This is a genomic window from Bacillus sp. CDB3, from assembly GCF_002081505.1.
Lineage (GTDB): Bacteria > Bacillota > Bacilli > Bacillales > Bacillaceae_G > Bacillus_A > Bacillus_A cereus_AT.
In genome coordinates, this window is the sequence record NZ_ALBR01000065.1 from 89,135 (window position 1) to 105,126 (window position 15,992).

A 15,992-nucleotide genomic window follows, 5' to 3' on the forward strand; every position below is an offset into this window, starting at 1 on the left:
AATATTATATCGATATAATTTTAAGACCCATATGCAATTATGCATAGCATATACATAAAAAGGATAACTTCACTTTCGTGAAGTTATCCTTAAAAAATTCCCTTACTTTTTCAAATGATATGGTACTGTCGTAATAACAACATTTCTTTTATAGAGTAAATACGCACGAATGAGTAAACTAGATTGATTATGAAGAATGTTATGCCAACCTTTTTTCGGAATAAACTGTGGTATAACGACCGTAACTCGGTAATTTGATTCACTCGCCTTATATTGTACTGTATCAATGAACTTTGTTAGTGGCTGAATAATACTTCTATAATGAGAATGTAATGTAACAAGCCTTACTTCAGGTTGCCACTTCTTCCATTTCTCTTCAAATTTCTTTTCCTCTTCTCTGTCAAAGGCAACATAAACAGCGATAACTTGATCTGCAGAAAGAGATTTAGCATAGTTCAATGAATTTTCTACTACATGTGTCATACCAGCTACAGGAACGACAATTACATTCCCCTCAATCGGAACAATCCGTTCACAAGTTTTTAAACTTAATTGATCGCCTACAGCATCATAATGCTTCTTAATTCGATGGAACAAGAAGATAATGGCAGGTAAGAAAATAAGGATCGACCAAACTTGTGCAAATTTAGTTAAAAAGAACATGCTCATTACGATAAAACTAATGACTGCACCAATTAAATTAACCGTTAATCTCAAAGCCCATCCTTCAGGTTTTTCACGAAGCCATTTTAATACCATCCCAGTTTGAGAAAGTGTAAACGGAATAAATACACCGACTGCATATAACGGTATTAAATGTTCTGTTTGCCCTTGGAAAGCTACAATTAAAATAATCGAAGCGATTCCAAGTATAATAATACCGTTTGAATATCCTAGACGGTCTCCTCTAATCGTAAACATTCTCGGTATAAATTTATCTTTCGCAAGGTTAACCGCTAATAATGGAAATGCAGAATAACCAGTGTTAGCAGCAAGTATTAATATTAAAGCTGTTGTACCTTGTATGAAAAAGTACATAAAATTACGTCCGAATGTTTGTTCAGCGATTTGTGAAACGACTGTTACTTGTTTATTTGGAGTAATCCCGTAATAATAAGCTAAAAAGACAATTCCTGAAAATAAAACAGCAAGTAATGCTCCCATTGCAAGCAATGTTTTTGCTGCATTGTTAGGTGCAGGATCTTTAAAATTTGGAATTGCATTAGATATCGCCTCAACACCTGTTAAAGCAGAACTACCTGATGCAAATGCTCTTAGCAGTAAAAATAAACTAATCCCCGCAACTGGTGTTCCAATCGGCGTGTGTAAAGTCGGTGAAACGTGTCCCGTTAAAATATTATATATCCCTACACCAATTAATATAAATAGTGCTAAAACGAATAAATAGACAGGATATGCTAAAACGGAAGCTGATTCAGTTACCCCTCTTAAATTTAAAATGGTAATCAGTATTACAAATATAATTGCAATGATTACATTATGTGCATGTAGGCTAGGAAAAGCAGATGTGAGCGCATCTGTACCCGCAGATACACTTACTGCAACAGTTAAAATGTAATCAACTAATAAAGATCCTCCTGCTATTAATCCTGGATTCATCCCTAAATTTTCTTTTGATACAACATATGCCCCTCCGCCATGAGGATAGGCAAAAATAATTTGTCGATAAGATAAAATAAGAGCTGTTAATAATACTAATACCCCAACAGCTATTGGAATTGAATACCAATAAGCTACCGCTCCAAGACCTGCTAATGCGATTAATATTTGCTCTGGGCCGTAAGCAACTGATGACAATGCGTCAGAAGATAAAATCGCTAACGCCTTCGTTTTATTAAGCTTTTGTTCTCCTAACTCAGTTGATTTTAACGGTCTTCCAATTAAAAACTTTTTGATAGATGAAACCACTGCTGTCCACTCTCCAATAATTTTGTACGAACTTTTCTGCTAATTACAGCGGATAAACTATTTCTTCAGAAAACAAAAATGTCTACAAGCCATAACGAAATAGACTTGTAGACATTAATTTTTATGTCGCACAAGCTCCACCTTCCTTCTCAATATAACGCTTACGAGGTTAGCTGTCGGATTCGGACCTTTGAGTAGCCCTACCTTTTTCAAGGATTCACCCCATTGAATTATGCACTAATTCATTAAAACGGGTCCCCCGCACCATGCGGTTTCAGCGATTTAGAAAATTGAAACTGTGGATTATAATACTCCTTTATTTTAAAAAAGTAAACAAAAATTTCAAAAACGAAAAAATTAAAATGATTGTGCATAATAAGCCATTAAACATACATAATGAATACTAAAAAATCCACAAAGGAGACCCATATGTCTAAAGAAAAGAAGCCACTTTTTACCGATTCATATTTAGATGCATTAGCAAGCGAAATTAATCAATTATATGGTAACCGTGATAAAGAAAAAAATACGACAGAAAGAATTAAAAGAAACGAATGAATTGTCACAATAGAAACAAAAAAGGATAGCAACATATTTATATTCTGCTATCCTTTATCTATTTTCATACTATTAAAATCATACTATTTCCTTACTTTGTATCATCTCTTCATACACCTTTAAATTTTGATATACAACGCCTAATACAGGTGCTTCTATAGAAAATTGCTCTGCTAAATCCAGTAAATATCCTTGTAAATGTTTCCCTTCGACGAGCGAGCCTTTTTCCATATCACGCTGCATCGATGACTTCATATCATAAGAAATTTTATCAATCGTTTTCATATGGTCCTCAACAATATTATCTTTAACCGGAGCCCCTATGGATTTCATGATTTGCACTGATTCTTCAAATAAGTTTCGAATAAAATCGCGTCCACCTTCACTTTCACGAATCGGGCCTATTGGTGCACGCATTAATGTTGTCATACCTGACATTACAGTGATAAATAAATATTTGTGCCACATATCTTGTGTAATATTTTCACTTAATACAAAACTAGCTTTCGTACCCGCAAATACTTTCGAAATACGCTGCATCCTCTCTGCATCTTGAGGCTTAATTTCCCCAAATACAAGTCTGTTGGCAGCACTAGTTTGCACGACATCCCCTTCGTTATTTAATGTCGTTTCAATAAAGCATAAACCACCCATCACCTTTTCTTCACCGAATTCCTTTTGTAATAGTGCTAAATGAGCGATACCATTTAACAATGGGATTATTACTGTATCCTCTCCTACAAATGGTTTCAAATCTGTTATTGCTTCATTTAGGTGATACGCTTTTGTTGAGAATACAATTACATCAAATGGAGAAGTACTATCTTCTTTCGTTATTAGTTTCGGTTGAAATGAAAAATCGCCGTTAATACTTCTGATAACAAGACCTTTTTCCTCTAATTGTTGTTTCCGTTTATTACGAACAAGAAACGTAACATCTTCTCCCTTTTCTACTAGTCGTCCACCAAAAAAACCTCCAACGCCTCCAGCTCCTAATACTAAAATGCGCATACAATATCCCCTTTTCCTAACACAATTATACTAGTTTTAGTATACATAACATTATACATGCCCTCTGTTAAATTAGCTGAATTTTCATTCTTAATCTATTGCAAAAACAAGGTTATTTTCAAGAAAAATTGGGCATGTTGTTTCTATAGCTTATACGGAAAGGAAACAATGTAAATGGAGGCAATACAAACAATCGAAGAAAAAGATGTAACAACAGCTATATTTCAATTTATATTCCCGTTTTCGTTTAAAACTGGATATGAACAAAATATGTTCCCTTTCTTACAAAAAAATAATTTCCGTCCTTTTCGACTTGATCATCTTGAAGATGAAAATACATATTACGGGCAGTTTCAAGTTTCACATCAAAATATGGAAGCATACTATCTTTCATTTACGAATAAAATTCTTTTTCCTCATTCAGACCATCAAAAGGGACTACAGCGCTATTCTAAAGACCTTAATTTAAATGGACATTTAACAACAAATCTTATTTCCGTTCCATTCAAGATACATTCTATTGATGTAACACTTTGTCCTTATGAGCTTGGCTTCTTAACAATTCGAACAGAAGTCAAAACCGCTCCAAACATGACATTATCAGAAGCCATCGAATTCGCTTCTCGCTTCCGTGTGCTTGAAACTAGAAATGATACAACTGAGACCATTTGTATTGAATGTGATGGAAAAAAATATTCACAAGTAGAAAAACTTATATTCGGCGATTTATTTCATGGCTTAACAGACTTCTTTGAGAATAAGAGGTTGCGGAGTTCATACTTTCAAACATTCCCCTTCTTTGAAGACCAACGAATGTATGTACAAACCTTATTATCTATTAACAAAAAGTCAGACCTTCATGTAGTTGATGTATATCGAGCTTCCAGTCTTTCCGGATTAACAGACGATGGTAAGCCGTATATTAGCGCAAATAATGTTCCTTATATTCACGATTATTTAACAAAGCATTCTTATCAAAGATGGGCTCCTAACCGTTATTTTATTATGGAAGAACATATTTTCACATGTATAACAAATGAAGGTGAACGAGAAGTCACTAAACTTGCTAGTCAAATGTACGGAGAATTTTATTACGCTTTATTATTAAACCTATTTCATAAGGTTGTTTTATTAAAGATGGCGAACGCTTATGCTGAGCTAAATATTGAACAAGATACAAATGAAATAGAGGAATTAATTTATTCAATCAATTCGTTTACAGCGAATTATTTTTCTTTAGAATTAGTATCTCAATCACAAAGTGAAGATATTTTCTTCCGCTTAAGAAAACTTTTTAACATTGAAATTTTATACTCGAACGCGAAACAAAATCTTGATAGTTTGTTTAAATATCAAGAAAATGTCGCCGCTAAAAAAGATAGCCTTTTATTATTAATTTTAACTCTCTACTCTGTGGTGGGCCAAATGTTAGGGTTTACTATGATTGACCTTTTAAGAAACACAGATTCAAACAAAATATCATCGCCTCTGGAATTTTTCGCACTGTTAATAGCAATTAGCGGTATAGTCATTTCCTTTATTTTAGGTGCACAAAGTTTATACCAATGGGGTATACAGCATCGAAGAAGACAAACGTGGGTAAAACAAACTGTACTTTCTGCTGTGAAAGAAAAAGAGGATAAAAATTAAAGACGATTATTTTTAAATTAAAAATACATGGTGCGCTTAAGTAAATGAAATTTTTATCAGCGATTTTCCGAATATATCGGCGCAACTCAAAATATATCAGCGATTTTTTAAATATATCGACTTACCGACAAAAACTGACAAAAATAAGAACCGAATCATAAAAAAGGCTACTCCAAAATGAACCTTGGAGTAGCCTCTTCTCTTTTTGTTACACTAATTCCGCTTACTTCCCTGCTTCGATTTTTTCTAATGCAGTAGCTACTTGCTCTTCAGTTAATTCGTGTTGCACGATATAACGATTACGTGGGTGTACACGACATTCATGAGAACATGCACGTAAATGTTTTGCTTCACTTTCTTCAGAGCATAAAATTTTCTTGTTACATTCAGGGTTTGCACAGTTTACATAGCGCTCACATGGTTCACCTGTAAAGTGATCTTTACCAACGATAACATGCTCTTTTTGGTTTACTGGTACAGCGATACGCTCATCAAATACGTAACATTGACCATCCCAAAGTTCACCTTGTACTTCTGGATCTTTTCCGTAAGTTACAATTCCACCATGAAGCTGGCTTACATCTTCGTAACCTTCACGAACTAACCAACCAGAGAACTTCTCACAACGAATGCCGCCTGTACAGTACGTTAAAATCTTTTTACCTTCAAGTGTTTCTTTATTCTCTCTAATCCAATCTGGTAATTCACGGAATGATTCAATATCTGGTTTAATTGCACCTTTGAAGTGTCCTAAATCAAATTCATAATCATTTCGTGCATCAATGATAACTGTATCTTCTTGTTTCATTGCCTCATAGAATTCTGTTGGCTCTAAATATTTACCAGTTATTTCTTTCGGATTAATGTCGTCTTCTAGACGAAGTGTAACTAACTCTGGACGAGGGCGTACATGCATTTTCTTAAATGCATGTTCATCTGCCTCATCAATTTTAAAAACGATTCCAGCAAAACGCGGGTCATTGTTCATCGCTTCCACGTATTTTTCTGTTTGCTCAACAGTTCCAGAACAAGTTCCATTAATTCCTTCTGTCGCTACAAGAATTCTTCCTTTTAACTCAAGTGATTTACAAAATTCTAAATGCTGTTCAGCAAATTCTTCTGGATTTTCAATTGTTGTGTACATGTAATACAGTAATACTCTATATGGTTTTGTAGTTGCCAATGTATTTCTACCACCTATCTAAATTTTAAAATCATGTATAAGTTAACGTTCATATCAAAACATATATAATAAGAAAATGTATCCAAAGTTTTATGCATCCCATTTTCTTCTCTTTATACTATTTTCTATAAGTTAACAAAAATAAAAAACAAGATTACACACCAAAACACTATGGTTATGTTGCAATCCCAATATATTATATATCATACAAATCCATTTCCATCAATTAATATGCTGTATTATAGGCTTTATGTTCACATAAATTTCAAAAATAGCCCTTTAATTTATTATGTTTCCCCGCGTCACCACACCATAAACTCCCAATTTTTTATAACATCACACCAACCATTGCACAAAGGCATATAATTTGCATTAAGGAAACTTTCGTGTTCAAATGAAATTGACACATAATATATCTAAATGTATTGAAATAATGCGTAAAAATAAATACAATAATTTCATCAAGTTAACATTTCAAAGGGGAACACTACTATGAATAAAGATATATCAAAAGATGAACAAGTTCCTTCTCAAAGTACAACTGTTCAATCAGCACATTTAGCTTTAAGCGGACAAACGAAAGGCTTAAAAAGGCTATTACCATTCTTAGGGCCTGCTTTCATCGCGTCAGTTGCTTATATTGATCCAGGGAACTTCGCGACAAATATCGCAGCTGGATCACAATATGGGTATTTACTACTTTGGGTAATACTCGCTTCTAATTTAATGGCTGTATTAATTCAAACTTTATCAGCAAAATTAGGAATCGCTACTGGGAGAAATCTTCCTGAGATAGCTCGCGAAAACTTCCCAAAACCAGTTTCCATCGGTTTATGGATACAAGGTGAGCTTGTTATTATGGCTACAGATTTAGCTGAATTTATCGGAGCAGCACTCGGATTGTACTTATTATTTGGAATTCCAATGTTACCTGCCGCTTTAATTACAGCAGTTGGATCATTTATTATTCTTGAATTTCAACGCAGAGGCTTTCGTCCGTTAGAGGCTATTATTACAGGGATGATTTTTATCGTTGTTATCGCTTTTGGTGTACAAGTCTTTTACGCAAAACCAGAATTAAGCCCTCTACTCTCAGGACTTTTCACTCCAAAATTCCAAGGTGTAGATAGTATCCTTTTAGCAGCTGGTATTTTAGGTGCGACAGTAATGCCACACGCAATATATTTACATTCCGCCTTAACGCAGCGCCGCGTTGTCGGAACAAATGATGAACAAAAGAAAAAGATTTTCCGTTTCGAATTCATTGATATCATTATTGCAATGGTTATCGCAGGTGCAATTAACGCAAGTATGTTAATAGTAGCAGCTGCTTTATTCTTTAAAAACGGCTTGCACGTTGAAGATCTTGATGTTGCTTTTAACCAATTTAGCAACTTAGTCGGCCCTGTATCAGCTGCTTTATTTGGAATCGGACTTTTATCAGCTGGATTATCTAGCTCTTCTGTCGGTACAATGTCAGGTGATATTATTATGCAAGGATTCATTCGAATGCATATTCCGCTATATTTACGCCGATTTATTACAATGATTCCACCTCTCGTTATTATCGCTTTAGGTGTAAACCCAACTTACGCTCTCGTAATGAGCCAAGTTGTATTATCATTCGGTATTGCTTTTGCATTAGTACCACTCATCATGTTCACAAGTAATAAAAAGATTATGGGCGCGCTTGTTAACCATCGCATTACAACATTCGTCGCTTGGTTAATCGCTGCACTCATTATTGTTTTAAATATTTTCTTACTGTATCAGACATTTGTAGGTTAATAAAAAGGGTATTACCAATAAAGATGGAATACCTTTTTTATTATATGATTTGTATTAATTACACAAAGTATTGTTAACAAACCTTTTGATTCTTCCACATCCCACTTTCTATTCAAAATAAATTCTGTAATCTATTTCAAAACAATCTGACCCCTCCCTCTTGAATAATCTTTATTTTCAGATTAAATTATATAATAACAAATACATTCTAGTTTCATTTGAACAGGAGTGAAAACATGTTTCCTTTATTAAAAACTGAGCGACTTATTTTAAGAGAACTTACTGAAGAAGATGCACCAAGTATATTACATTGCTTTTCTAATACCGAGGTATTGCGTCATTATGGCCAAAAACCATTACAAAATTTAGATCAAGTAAAACAAATCCTTAATAATTTTAAGGTGAGTTACAACGCAAGAAGCGGCATTAAATGGGGCATCGAATTAAAAGACAAGAAAGGGATCATTGGAACGATTGGTTTTCACGATTGGTCTTCTGAGCATAAACGAGCAAATATTAGTTATGCCTTTTTGCCTGAACACTGGGGAAATGGATATGCTACTGAGGCAGTTTCTGAAGTTATATCATATGGCTTCCGCACCCTTCATTTAAAACGGATTGGAGCAATTGTCTTTCTTGAAAACGAGGCTTCAAATAAAGTGCTATTAAAATTAGGTTTTGAAAAAGAAGGTGTTCTAAAAAACTATATGTATCAAGATGATATCCCATATGATACGAATTTTTATTCTTTATTAAAATCTGTTTAATAGAATTTATGTGTAAAAAAAACCTCTTTAAAAGTAAGGTTTTTTTACACATAACGGTAGCTGTTTTATCTTTTAAAACCAGCTTTCCATCTTGCTTTGTAAAAGTAAGGTCAATACGTGAGATATGCGTTCCATGTTCATCTGGTTCTGTAATAATAACACCATTTACAACTTCTTTTTTAACAAGTTTATGCATATGATCCGCAAAAATAGCGCTGGTAGAATCCTTATTAACGGACAGGAAATCGTCTTTTCTCTTGTCGAAATTTACTTAGCATACAGTGGTCATATATTTTTAAGAATAACGGAAGAATATATAGAAAATGCTACATAAATGTGAAGTTTAATCAACTTAGGGGGGACAACCTTGTTCAATCAGACGGTAAAAGCTATACCGAATTTATTTACGATCGGAAATTTATTATGCGGTGTTTTTTCAATTACTATGAATATGAATGACTATTTGGAAGTAGCCTCCATTTTCATTTTCTTTTCAGCTGTTTTTGATTTTTTTGATGGAAGGATTGCGAGAAAATTAAAAGTGAACAGTGAGTTTGGTGTAGAATTAGATTCCTTAGCTGATATTGTTAGTTTCGGGGTTGCTCCTGCACTTTTATTTCATTCGATAGCAACACCATCTGTTTTAACTTCTTTGGCATTTATCCTTTTCCCAACGATGGGTGCTTTAAGATTAGCTAAATTTAGTGTTAAACCAACCATTGGATATTTTAAGGGATTACCTATTCCAGCTGCTGGATTACCATTGGCTGGTATGGCATTGTTTTCATATAGCAATGCATGGATTACATTAATCCTCGCTCTCTTAATGGTAAGTCCAATTAGGTTTAAAAAATTTTAATTTTGGTCCCGTCCATCACCATCAAAACTTTACGGAATATCGTTTATTTGAGTACGACTATAGAAATAGTAAAGGGTGTGTGCTGTTGGTTCATCAGCAATAAGTAAATCAACATTGTAAGATAGTGCCCTAGGAATTGCTACACGTTGTTGTTGTTCGCCACTTAGCTGAATTAAATAAAATGACAGTTGCTGAATTTAAAGAATATGTTTACTTTTGTTTTGAAAACCCTCCTCTTTAACAAGTTTTATATAAAATACCGAGGCAATAAATAAAAGAATAGTCAATGACTATTCTTTTAAAAGTAAGGTTTTTTTATTTACTTCTTATCAATATAAGCATTTTTATACGTATACACGCCACCAAATTGATGCTTTTCAATTCCTTTTACATAGTCCTTTTGTACATAAGCTGAGCCAGTGTGATAAAGCGGTGCTATCGCAGCGTCCTCTAATAGAATACGTTCAGCCTCTTGCAGAGCTTCCCAGCGTTCCTCTTGATTTAGTACTAGCTCATTTTTCGCCTTCTTGATTAATTCATCATAACGAGGATTAGAGTAACTCATTTTATTATTCGGATTACTCGTCGTAAATAGCTCTAAATAACTAATTGGGTCTTTATAATCAGGTCCCCAATTTACCATAGATATATCGTAATCGCCTGTTTGTTCTAGTTGTAACTTTTGTTTAAACGGCTGTTGTTTAATTTGTATCTTTAACCCTTGCAAATTCTTTTCTAAGTCACCTTTTATATATTCTGCCATACGTTTTGCGTTATCTTGTTCAAACGTTAAAAACTCGAGGCTTACTTGTTCTACTCCAAGTTCTTTTTCGCTTCTTCCCAAACCTTTTTCGCATTTTGTAAATCATATGAAGAAATATCTCCGTTCTCTTTTCTAAAATCTTTTTCAGTCTCTTCATTCACATGACCAACTGGTACAAGTCCACTTGCAGGTTTTGCCCCGTTATTAATAAAGTGAGCAACAAAATCTTCTTTATTTAACGCTAATGAGATAGACTGACGCACTTTTTTATTTGCTAACGCCTCATTTTTTTCATTAAAACGTAGCATAGCAATTCCAGGATCGCTCGACATATGCAATTGCTTATTCCCTTTATACTTGTCTACAAATTGAGAATTAATTGGTACTCTATCCAAATTGCCAGCTTCATATAAATTTACTGCTGTCATTGTATCCTTCACAATTTGAAAGTTTATTTCATCTAATTTCACTTTCTTTTTATCCCAATATATATCATTTTTCTTCAATTGAAATTCTTGTTCATGCTTCCATTTTTCTAACACGAATGGGCCATTATATATGAGATTACTAGGTTCAAGCCCGTAATTGCCCCCTTGTTCTTTCAAAAATGATTCATGCTGTGGTAAGTATATAGGTAAAGCTAATAACTGTAAGAAATATGGAATCGGCTGTTCGAGTTCAACTTCTAACTTATAATCATTTATGACCTTAACCCCAAGTTCATCAAGTGGCATTGTTCCCTTATTTATTTCTTTCGCATTTTTTACCTGAAAGAGCATGTATGCATATTGAGATGCTGTTTCAGGATTAATTGCACGTTTCCACGCAAACATAAAATCATTTGCTGTTACATTATCACCATTTGACCATTTTGCATCTTTACGCAATTCAAATGTATATTTTTTACCATCTTCACTTCTTGCAAACGATTTTGCTACTGCTGGAATAGGCTGATCTTGATCATCTAGCACATACAATCCTTCAAATATGTTTTGCATAACGTGTGCTGACGTACCATCCATTGTTTTCGCAGTATCAAGAGAAGGAATTTCTTCTGATACCGTTACATTTAACACTTGTTTTTTAGCCTCTGTATCACTTTTATTCGCTTTATTATTACAAGCTGTTAAAAATAAAGATGTAACAAGTACCATTACCATTAAACGGCTCTTTTTTCGCTTCATGAATTGTTCTCCTTAAATATAAAATATTATAAAGCGTAATATATTATATCAGAAATACTAACAGAAAGACGCGACATTCCATTGAATATTTATTCGTTCAAAAAAAGCTATCCTTTTTTTAAAAAAGGATAGCTTTTTCAACTGACATGTAAATGCTTATCTTTGTAAACCACGTTTATAACGACTCGCTTCAAATATAATACGCTCTTCATCTAATGTTTTACATTCACCATTCCAAACGACACGTTTACCGTTAATAATTACATCACTTATATCTTTTCCACTAGCAGCATACACAAGATGCGATAATACTTCATCTGCTGGTTGTAAATGCGGTTTATTAGACGGATCAATCGTAATAAAATCAGCATACTTTCCAACCTCAAGTGATCCCGTTTGTTTCATGCCAATTACTTCCGCGGCTCCTTTTGTCGCAAGAGAAAGAGCTGTTTCAACTGGTAATGCTGTTGCGTCTTGATGAATACCTTTTTGTAATAAAGTTGCTATGCGCATTTCTTCAAACATATCTAAATTGTTATTAGACGCAACACTATCTGTTGCAATTCCTACTTTAATTCCTGCTTCTAGCATCGCTTTTACATTCGCTATACCAGAACCTAGTTTTAAATTACTATTCGGATTATGGGCTACCCGAACATCATGTTCTGCCAAGAAAGTACGCTCATTGTCATTTAATACTACACCGTGCGCAATAACTGTTGGGCGTTTAAACAATCCGCAACTTGCTGCATATTCTACTGGACGCTTCCCATACTGTGCTTCAATATCACGTACTTCACGCTCTGTTTCAGAAAGATGAATATGAACCATAGTTTGATTTTCTACGGCAATACGTGCACACTCTTCTAGCATTTCTGCACTACATGTATATGGACTATGCGGCGCAACCATCGTTGTTAACATACCACTTTCGTTATAATAACGTTTCACATATTTCTCAGCTTCTTCAATCGCTTTCTTCTCATCTTCTTTCGTTCCGAAGCTAAATAAAGTTCTTGAAACAGCAGCCCGCATTCCACTCCTTGATACCGTTTCCATAATTGCATCTTGATCTACTCCAATTGGATTAAACATATCAGAGAATGATGTTGTACCACTTTTCACCATTTCAAGTAATCCTAATTCCGTGCTAGCGACCGCAAGCTCTGGAGTAAACTGGCTTTCAAGTGGCCAAATTCTCGTCTCAAGCCATGGCTGTAATAACATATCATCGCCAATACCTCTCAAAAGACTCATAACAACATGTGTATGTGTATTTACAAGCCCTGGTAAAATCCACTTTCCTTTCATGTCAATTACTTCATCTACTTCAAAATCGTTAGCGAATTCTCCGCTATTTACATCTATAATTTGATCATTCTCTACAATGATATATCCATTTTCTATCACTTCATTTTTTTCATTCATCGTTGCAATTGTAGCGTTTACATAAGTTGTTTTCAAAAGTATTTCCCCTTTCAACTCTATGAAGTTCCCTTTAATGAGTTACCACCATTATAGTAACTTATTAAAGATTAAGAGTCAAAAGATAATTTTAATTCTTTAACTACCTTTTCCTTAAAAATGTCATATTGTATTTCATTCGTATCTGCAGATGCTTCTTCTCGATTTGATTCCACGTCCATGTAATTCAATTCTTCATTAAATTGTGTCTCTGTAAAATCAAACTTCTGCCCATCTATACAGTTATAAAAGTGCCACACCTCTCCTATTTTTGTCTTTTTGATTTTCCCTCCGTATATATCTTGAACGACTAGAGCCGTTACACCACACTGTCCCTTTGCTGGATTTTCAATTGTCCACTTTGAACTTGTTTCAATCGACCACGATTTTATTAGTGCTTCATATATTCTTTTTCGCTTTATATTATCCATTCTCAGCTTCTCCTACTATTAATAGTTTTACACGTCATATTTCAAAAGAGGCAGTAAACGATCCTTAAAAACCGTTGACGGCGTCTCTCCGATTAACTTTGCTCCCATCTTCAAGTAATATCCTTTTGCATTCGGATCACTATCAATCGTAAAACTTTTTAATCCTAGTTCATTCGCTTGTTCTATTACAAACTCCCAAAGTATTTTCCCGTACCCTTCCCCTTTGTAACGAGGATGCATGTATAGGAAATCGAGAGCATTGTCATTACGTAAAAATGAGAAAAATCCAACCTTTGTATTATCGTTTTCTAAAATATATACAAAATTACTTTTTATGTACTCTTCCGTAATTGTTAAATCTTCCTTACAAGCAAGGATAAATTCTTCACTATAATTCCAAGTTGCTTTTGAATTTAGGGCGAGTTCACTTAATTCATTTGCTTCTCTTAATGCAGCTTTTCTTATCTTCATAATTCTTTCTCCTCACCTTCGATATGTAAACTATTAAAATGATTCGAAAAATAATTTAAAAAACCTTTTATTTTCGTAGATGAGAGATTACTTTTATCCCGCATTAACGGGCAGTAAAACTCCCACCTCAAAATTCAGGTGGAGCAAAGAAGTTAGGTGGGAGATCAACTGCCCGTAAACGTCCGATTGGTGAAGGCTAATAATCAGTGGGTGATGGACACCCCCCACTGATTATTAGCCTTCACTTTATAAATCTTTATTATAAAACTACAACGGCTCACCGTATTATGGATAACAATTTTTTAAAGAAAAAGAACACCATTCCTGAAAATTGGCGTTCTTTTTCTTTAAACCTTTATGGCATATTATATTAAAAATTATTTCTTTTACTACTTCTTAAAATACGCACCTATACAGTTTCTACTACCCCTTCAAGCATTGTTCCATTTTCAGCATAATTCGTATGCCAAGAAAAAGCTTTTTCTAAAACATGAGGGGTTTGTCCACCTCTTGTTTGTGCTTCTTCGTAATAAGCTCTTAGCTGATCACGATACATTGGATGTGCGCAATTCTCAATAATCAGTTCCACTCTTTCTCTTGGCGCCAACCCTCTTAAGTCAGCATACCCCTGTTCAGTAACGATAACATCTACATCGTGTTCAGTATGGTCCACATGAGAGACGAAAGGAACGATACTTGAAATATTACCACCTTTCGCAATGGATTTAGTAACAAAGATAGCTAAACGTGCATTTCTTGCAAAGTCACCAGAACCACCAATACCGTTCATCATTTTTGTACCTAAAACGTGAGTAGAGTTGACATTTCCGTATATATCTAATTCTAAAGCAGTATTAATCGAGATTAATCCAAGGCGGCGAATGATTTCAGGATGATTAGAAATCTCTTGCGGGCGCATCATTAATTTGTCACGATATTTTTCAAAGTTGGAAAATACTTGTTGCATTTTCTCTTCAGAAAGCGTGATAGAGCAGCAGGAAGCAAAATTGACTTTCCCAGCATCCATAAGATCAAAGACTGCGTCCTGTAAAACCTCGGAATACACTTCTAAATCTTCAAATTCCGAATCTAACATTCCATGAAGAACTGCATTGGCCACTGAACCAATTCCCGATTGTAACGGTGCTAAACTATTTGTTAATCGGCCTACTTTTACTTCTTTTCGAAGGAACTCTATTAAATGCTGTGCCATAATAACAGTTTCTTCATCCGGAGGAACAATTGTCGATGGCGAATCTAGTTGATTCGTAAACACAATCCCCTTCACTTTTTCAACATCAATCGGAATACCGATCGTTCCAATTCGATCATCCGTTTTCACTAACGGAATTGGAAGCCTTTCCCCTTGTTTTCCTGGTTCATATAAATCATGCAGCCCCTCTAGTTGTGTAGATTGAGCCATATTCATTTCAATAATAATAGACTTAGCATTTAAGGAAAATGCTAAGGAATTTCCAATTGAAGTGGTTGGAATAATCATTCCGTCCTCGGTAATCGAAACCGCTTCCAAAATAGCGAAATCTATATCCATAACGTCAGCACGGAGTAACTCTGCTGTATGAGACAAGTGCTGATCCACAAATAAAAAGTCTCCGTTATTAATTCCTTTTCGCATAGTCGCATCGGCTTGGAATGGCAATCTCTTCCCTAAAATTCCTGCCTCAGCAAATAACTTATCTACATCCGAACCTAAGGAAGCTCCAGTATAAACATTTACTTTAAAAGATTTATCATTCTTAACTTGGTTCACTAGCGCAAATGGGACTGCTTTCACATCCCCAGCACGTGTAAATCCACTTAGGCCTAAAGTCATTCCACTTTCAATCCATGAAGCTGCTTCTTCAGGTGTAACTACCCGATCTTTTAAACGTTGATCCCTGATTCTATCCAAATTATTCTCCATATGTAATCCC

At 34.6% G+C, this 15,992-nt stretch carries 12 protein-coding genes, 2 pseudogenes and 1 riboswitch; of the genes and pseudogenes, 5 read left to right on the forward strand and 9 right to left on the reverse strand.

What is annotated here, in order from left to right:
- Positions 1 to 102 precede the first annotated feature (102 nt).
- A complete protein-coding gene (locus tag CDB3_RS15070; RefSeq protein ID WP_128855054.1) occupies positions 103 to 1,929 on the reverse strand; it encodes an APC family permease in 1,827 nt (608 codons plus the stop codon).
- Between the two features lie 143 nt (positions 1,930 to 2,072).
- Positions 2,073 to 2,219, reverse strand: a riboswitch (cyclic di-AMP (ydaO/yuaA leader).
- Between the two features lie 139 nt (positions 2,220 to 2,358).
- Between CDB3_RS15070 and CDB3_RS32410 the strand changes: the two genes are divergently transcribed.
- Positions 2,359 to 2,487, forward strand: coding sequence for a hypothetical protein (locus tag CDB3_RS32410; RefSeq protein WP_256869827.1), 129 nt, complete (start codon positions 2,359 to 2,361; stop codon positions 2,485 to 2,487).
- Between the two features lie 78 nt (positions 2,488 to 2,565).
- On the opposite strand, the gene panE is transcribed toward CDB3_RS32410, so the two are convergent.
- Complete coding sequence (gene panE / locus CDB3_RS15075; RefSeq protein ID WP_128855055.1) at positions 2,566 to 3,498, reverse strand: 2-dehydropantoate 2-reductase; 933 nt, start codon at positions 3,496 to 3,498, stop codon at positions 2,566 to 2,568.
- Between the two features lie 174 nt (positions 3,499 to 3,672).
- Here panE and CDB3_RS15080 point away from each other — a divergent pair, with 174 nt between their 5' ends.
- The gene (locus CDB3_RS15080) at positions 3,673 to 5,148 is read left to right on the forward strand and encodes a hypothetical protein (protein ID WP_128855056.1); all 1,476 of its coding nucleotides are present in this window, start codon (positions 3,673 to 3,675) and stop codon (positions 5,146 to 5,148) included.
- Positions 5,149 to 5,371: 223 nt separating this feature from the next.
- Here CDB3_RS15080 and trhO read toward each other — a convergent pair whose 3' ends face one another.
- Positions 5,372 to 6,331 carry an oxygen-dependent tRNA uridine(34) hydroxylase TrhO gene (gene trhO, locus CDB3_RS15085; RefSeq protein ID WP_128855057.1) on the reverse strand — a complete coding sequence of 320 codons (960 nt, stop codon included), beginning with the start codon at positions 6,329 to 6,331 and terminating at the stop codon, positions 5,372 to 5,374.
- A gap of 492 nt (positions 6,332 to 6,823) precedes the next feature.
- Here trhO and CDB3_RS15090 point away from each other — a divergent pair, with 492 nt between their 5' ends.
- From CDB3_RS15090 to pssA, 3 genes are all read left to right on the forward strand, one after another.
- Positions 6,824 to 8,119: an Nramp family divalent metal transporter gene (locus CDB3_RS15090; RefSeq protein ID WP_128855058.1), complete on the forward strand. Its 1,296-nt coding sequence runs from the start codon at positions 6,824 to 6,826 to the stop codon at positions 8,117 to 8,119.
- A 236-nt stretch (positions 8,120 to 8,355) separates the two neighbouring features.
- A complete protein-coding gene (locus CDB3_RS15095; RefSeq protein ID WP_128855059.1) occupies positions 8,356 to 8,886 on the forward strand; it encodes a GNAT family N-acetyltransferase in 531 nt (176 codons plus the stop codon).
- A gap of 367 nt (positions 8,887 to 9,253) precedes the next feature.
- Positions 9,254 to 9,745 carry a CDP-diacylglycerol--serine O-phosphatidyltransferase gene (gene pssA / locus CDB3_RS15105; RefSeq protein WP_128855060.1) on the forward strand — a complete coding sequence of 164 codons (492 nt, stop codon included), beginning with the start codon at positions 9,254 to 9,256 and terminating at the stop codon, positions 9,743 to 9,745.
- A 77-nt stretch (positions 9,746 to 9,822) separates the two neighbouring features.
- Here pssA and CDB3_RS15110 read toward each other — a convergent pair.
- From CDB3_RS15110 to scpC, 6 genes and pseudogenes are all read right to left on the reverse strand, one after another.
- Positions 9,823 to 9,921 (reverse strand): annotated as a pseudogene (locus CDB3_RS15110) (ATP-binding cassette domain-containing protein); the annotation flags it as partial.
- A 143-nt stretch (positions 9,922 to 10,064) separates the two neighbouring features.
- Positions 10,065 to 11,692, reverse strand: a pseudogene (locus CDB3_RS15115) (peptide ABC transporter substrate-binding protein).
- Positions 11,693 to 11,848: 156 nt separating this feature from the next.
- Positions 11,849 to 13,174, reverse strand: a complete 1,326-nt coding sequence (locus CDB3_RS15120) for a bifunctional S-methyl-5'-thioadenosine deaminase/S-adenosylhomocysteine deaminase (protein WP_128855061.1) — start codon at positions 13,172 to 13,174, stop codon at positions 11,849 to 11,851.
- A 53-nt stretch (positions 13,175 to 13,227) separates the two neighbouring features.
- Positions 13,228 to 13,587, reverse strand: a complete 360-nt coding sequence (locus CDB3_RS15125; protein WP_128855062.1) for a YunG family protein — start codon at positions 13,585 to 13,587, stop codon at positions 13,228 to 13,230.
- A gap of 27 nt (positions 13,588 to 13,614) precedes the next feature.
- Positions 13,615 to 14,058 (reverse strand): GNAT family N-acetyltransferase, encoded by a 444-nt coding sequence (locus CDB3_RS15130; protein WP_128855063.1) that lies wholly within the window; start codon positions 14,056 to 14,058, stop codon positions 13,615 to 13,617.
- Positions 14,059 to 14,467: 409 nt separating this feature from the next.
- Positions 14,468 to 15,982, reverse strand: a complete 1,515-nt coding sequence (gene scpC, locus CDB3_RS15135) for a succinyl-CoA:acetate CoA-transferase ScpC (RefSeq protein WP_128855064.1) — start codon at positions 15,980 to 15,982, stop codon at positions 14,468 to 14,470.
- Between the last annotated feature and the right edge of the window lie 10 nt (positions 15,983 to 15,992).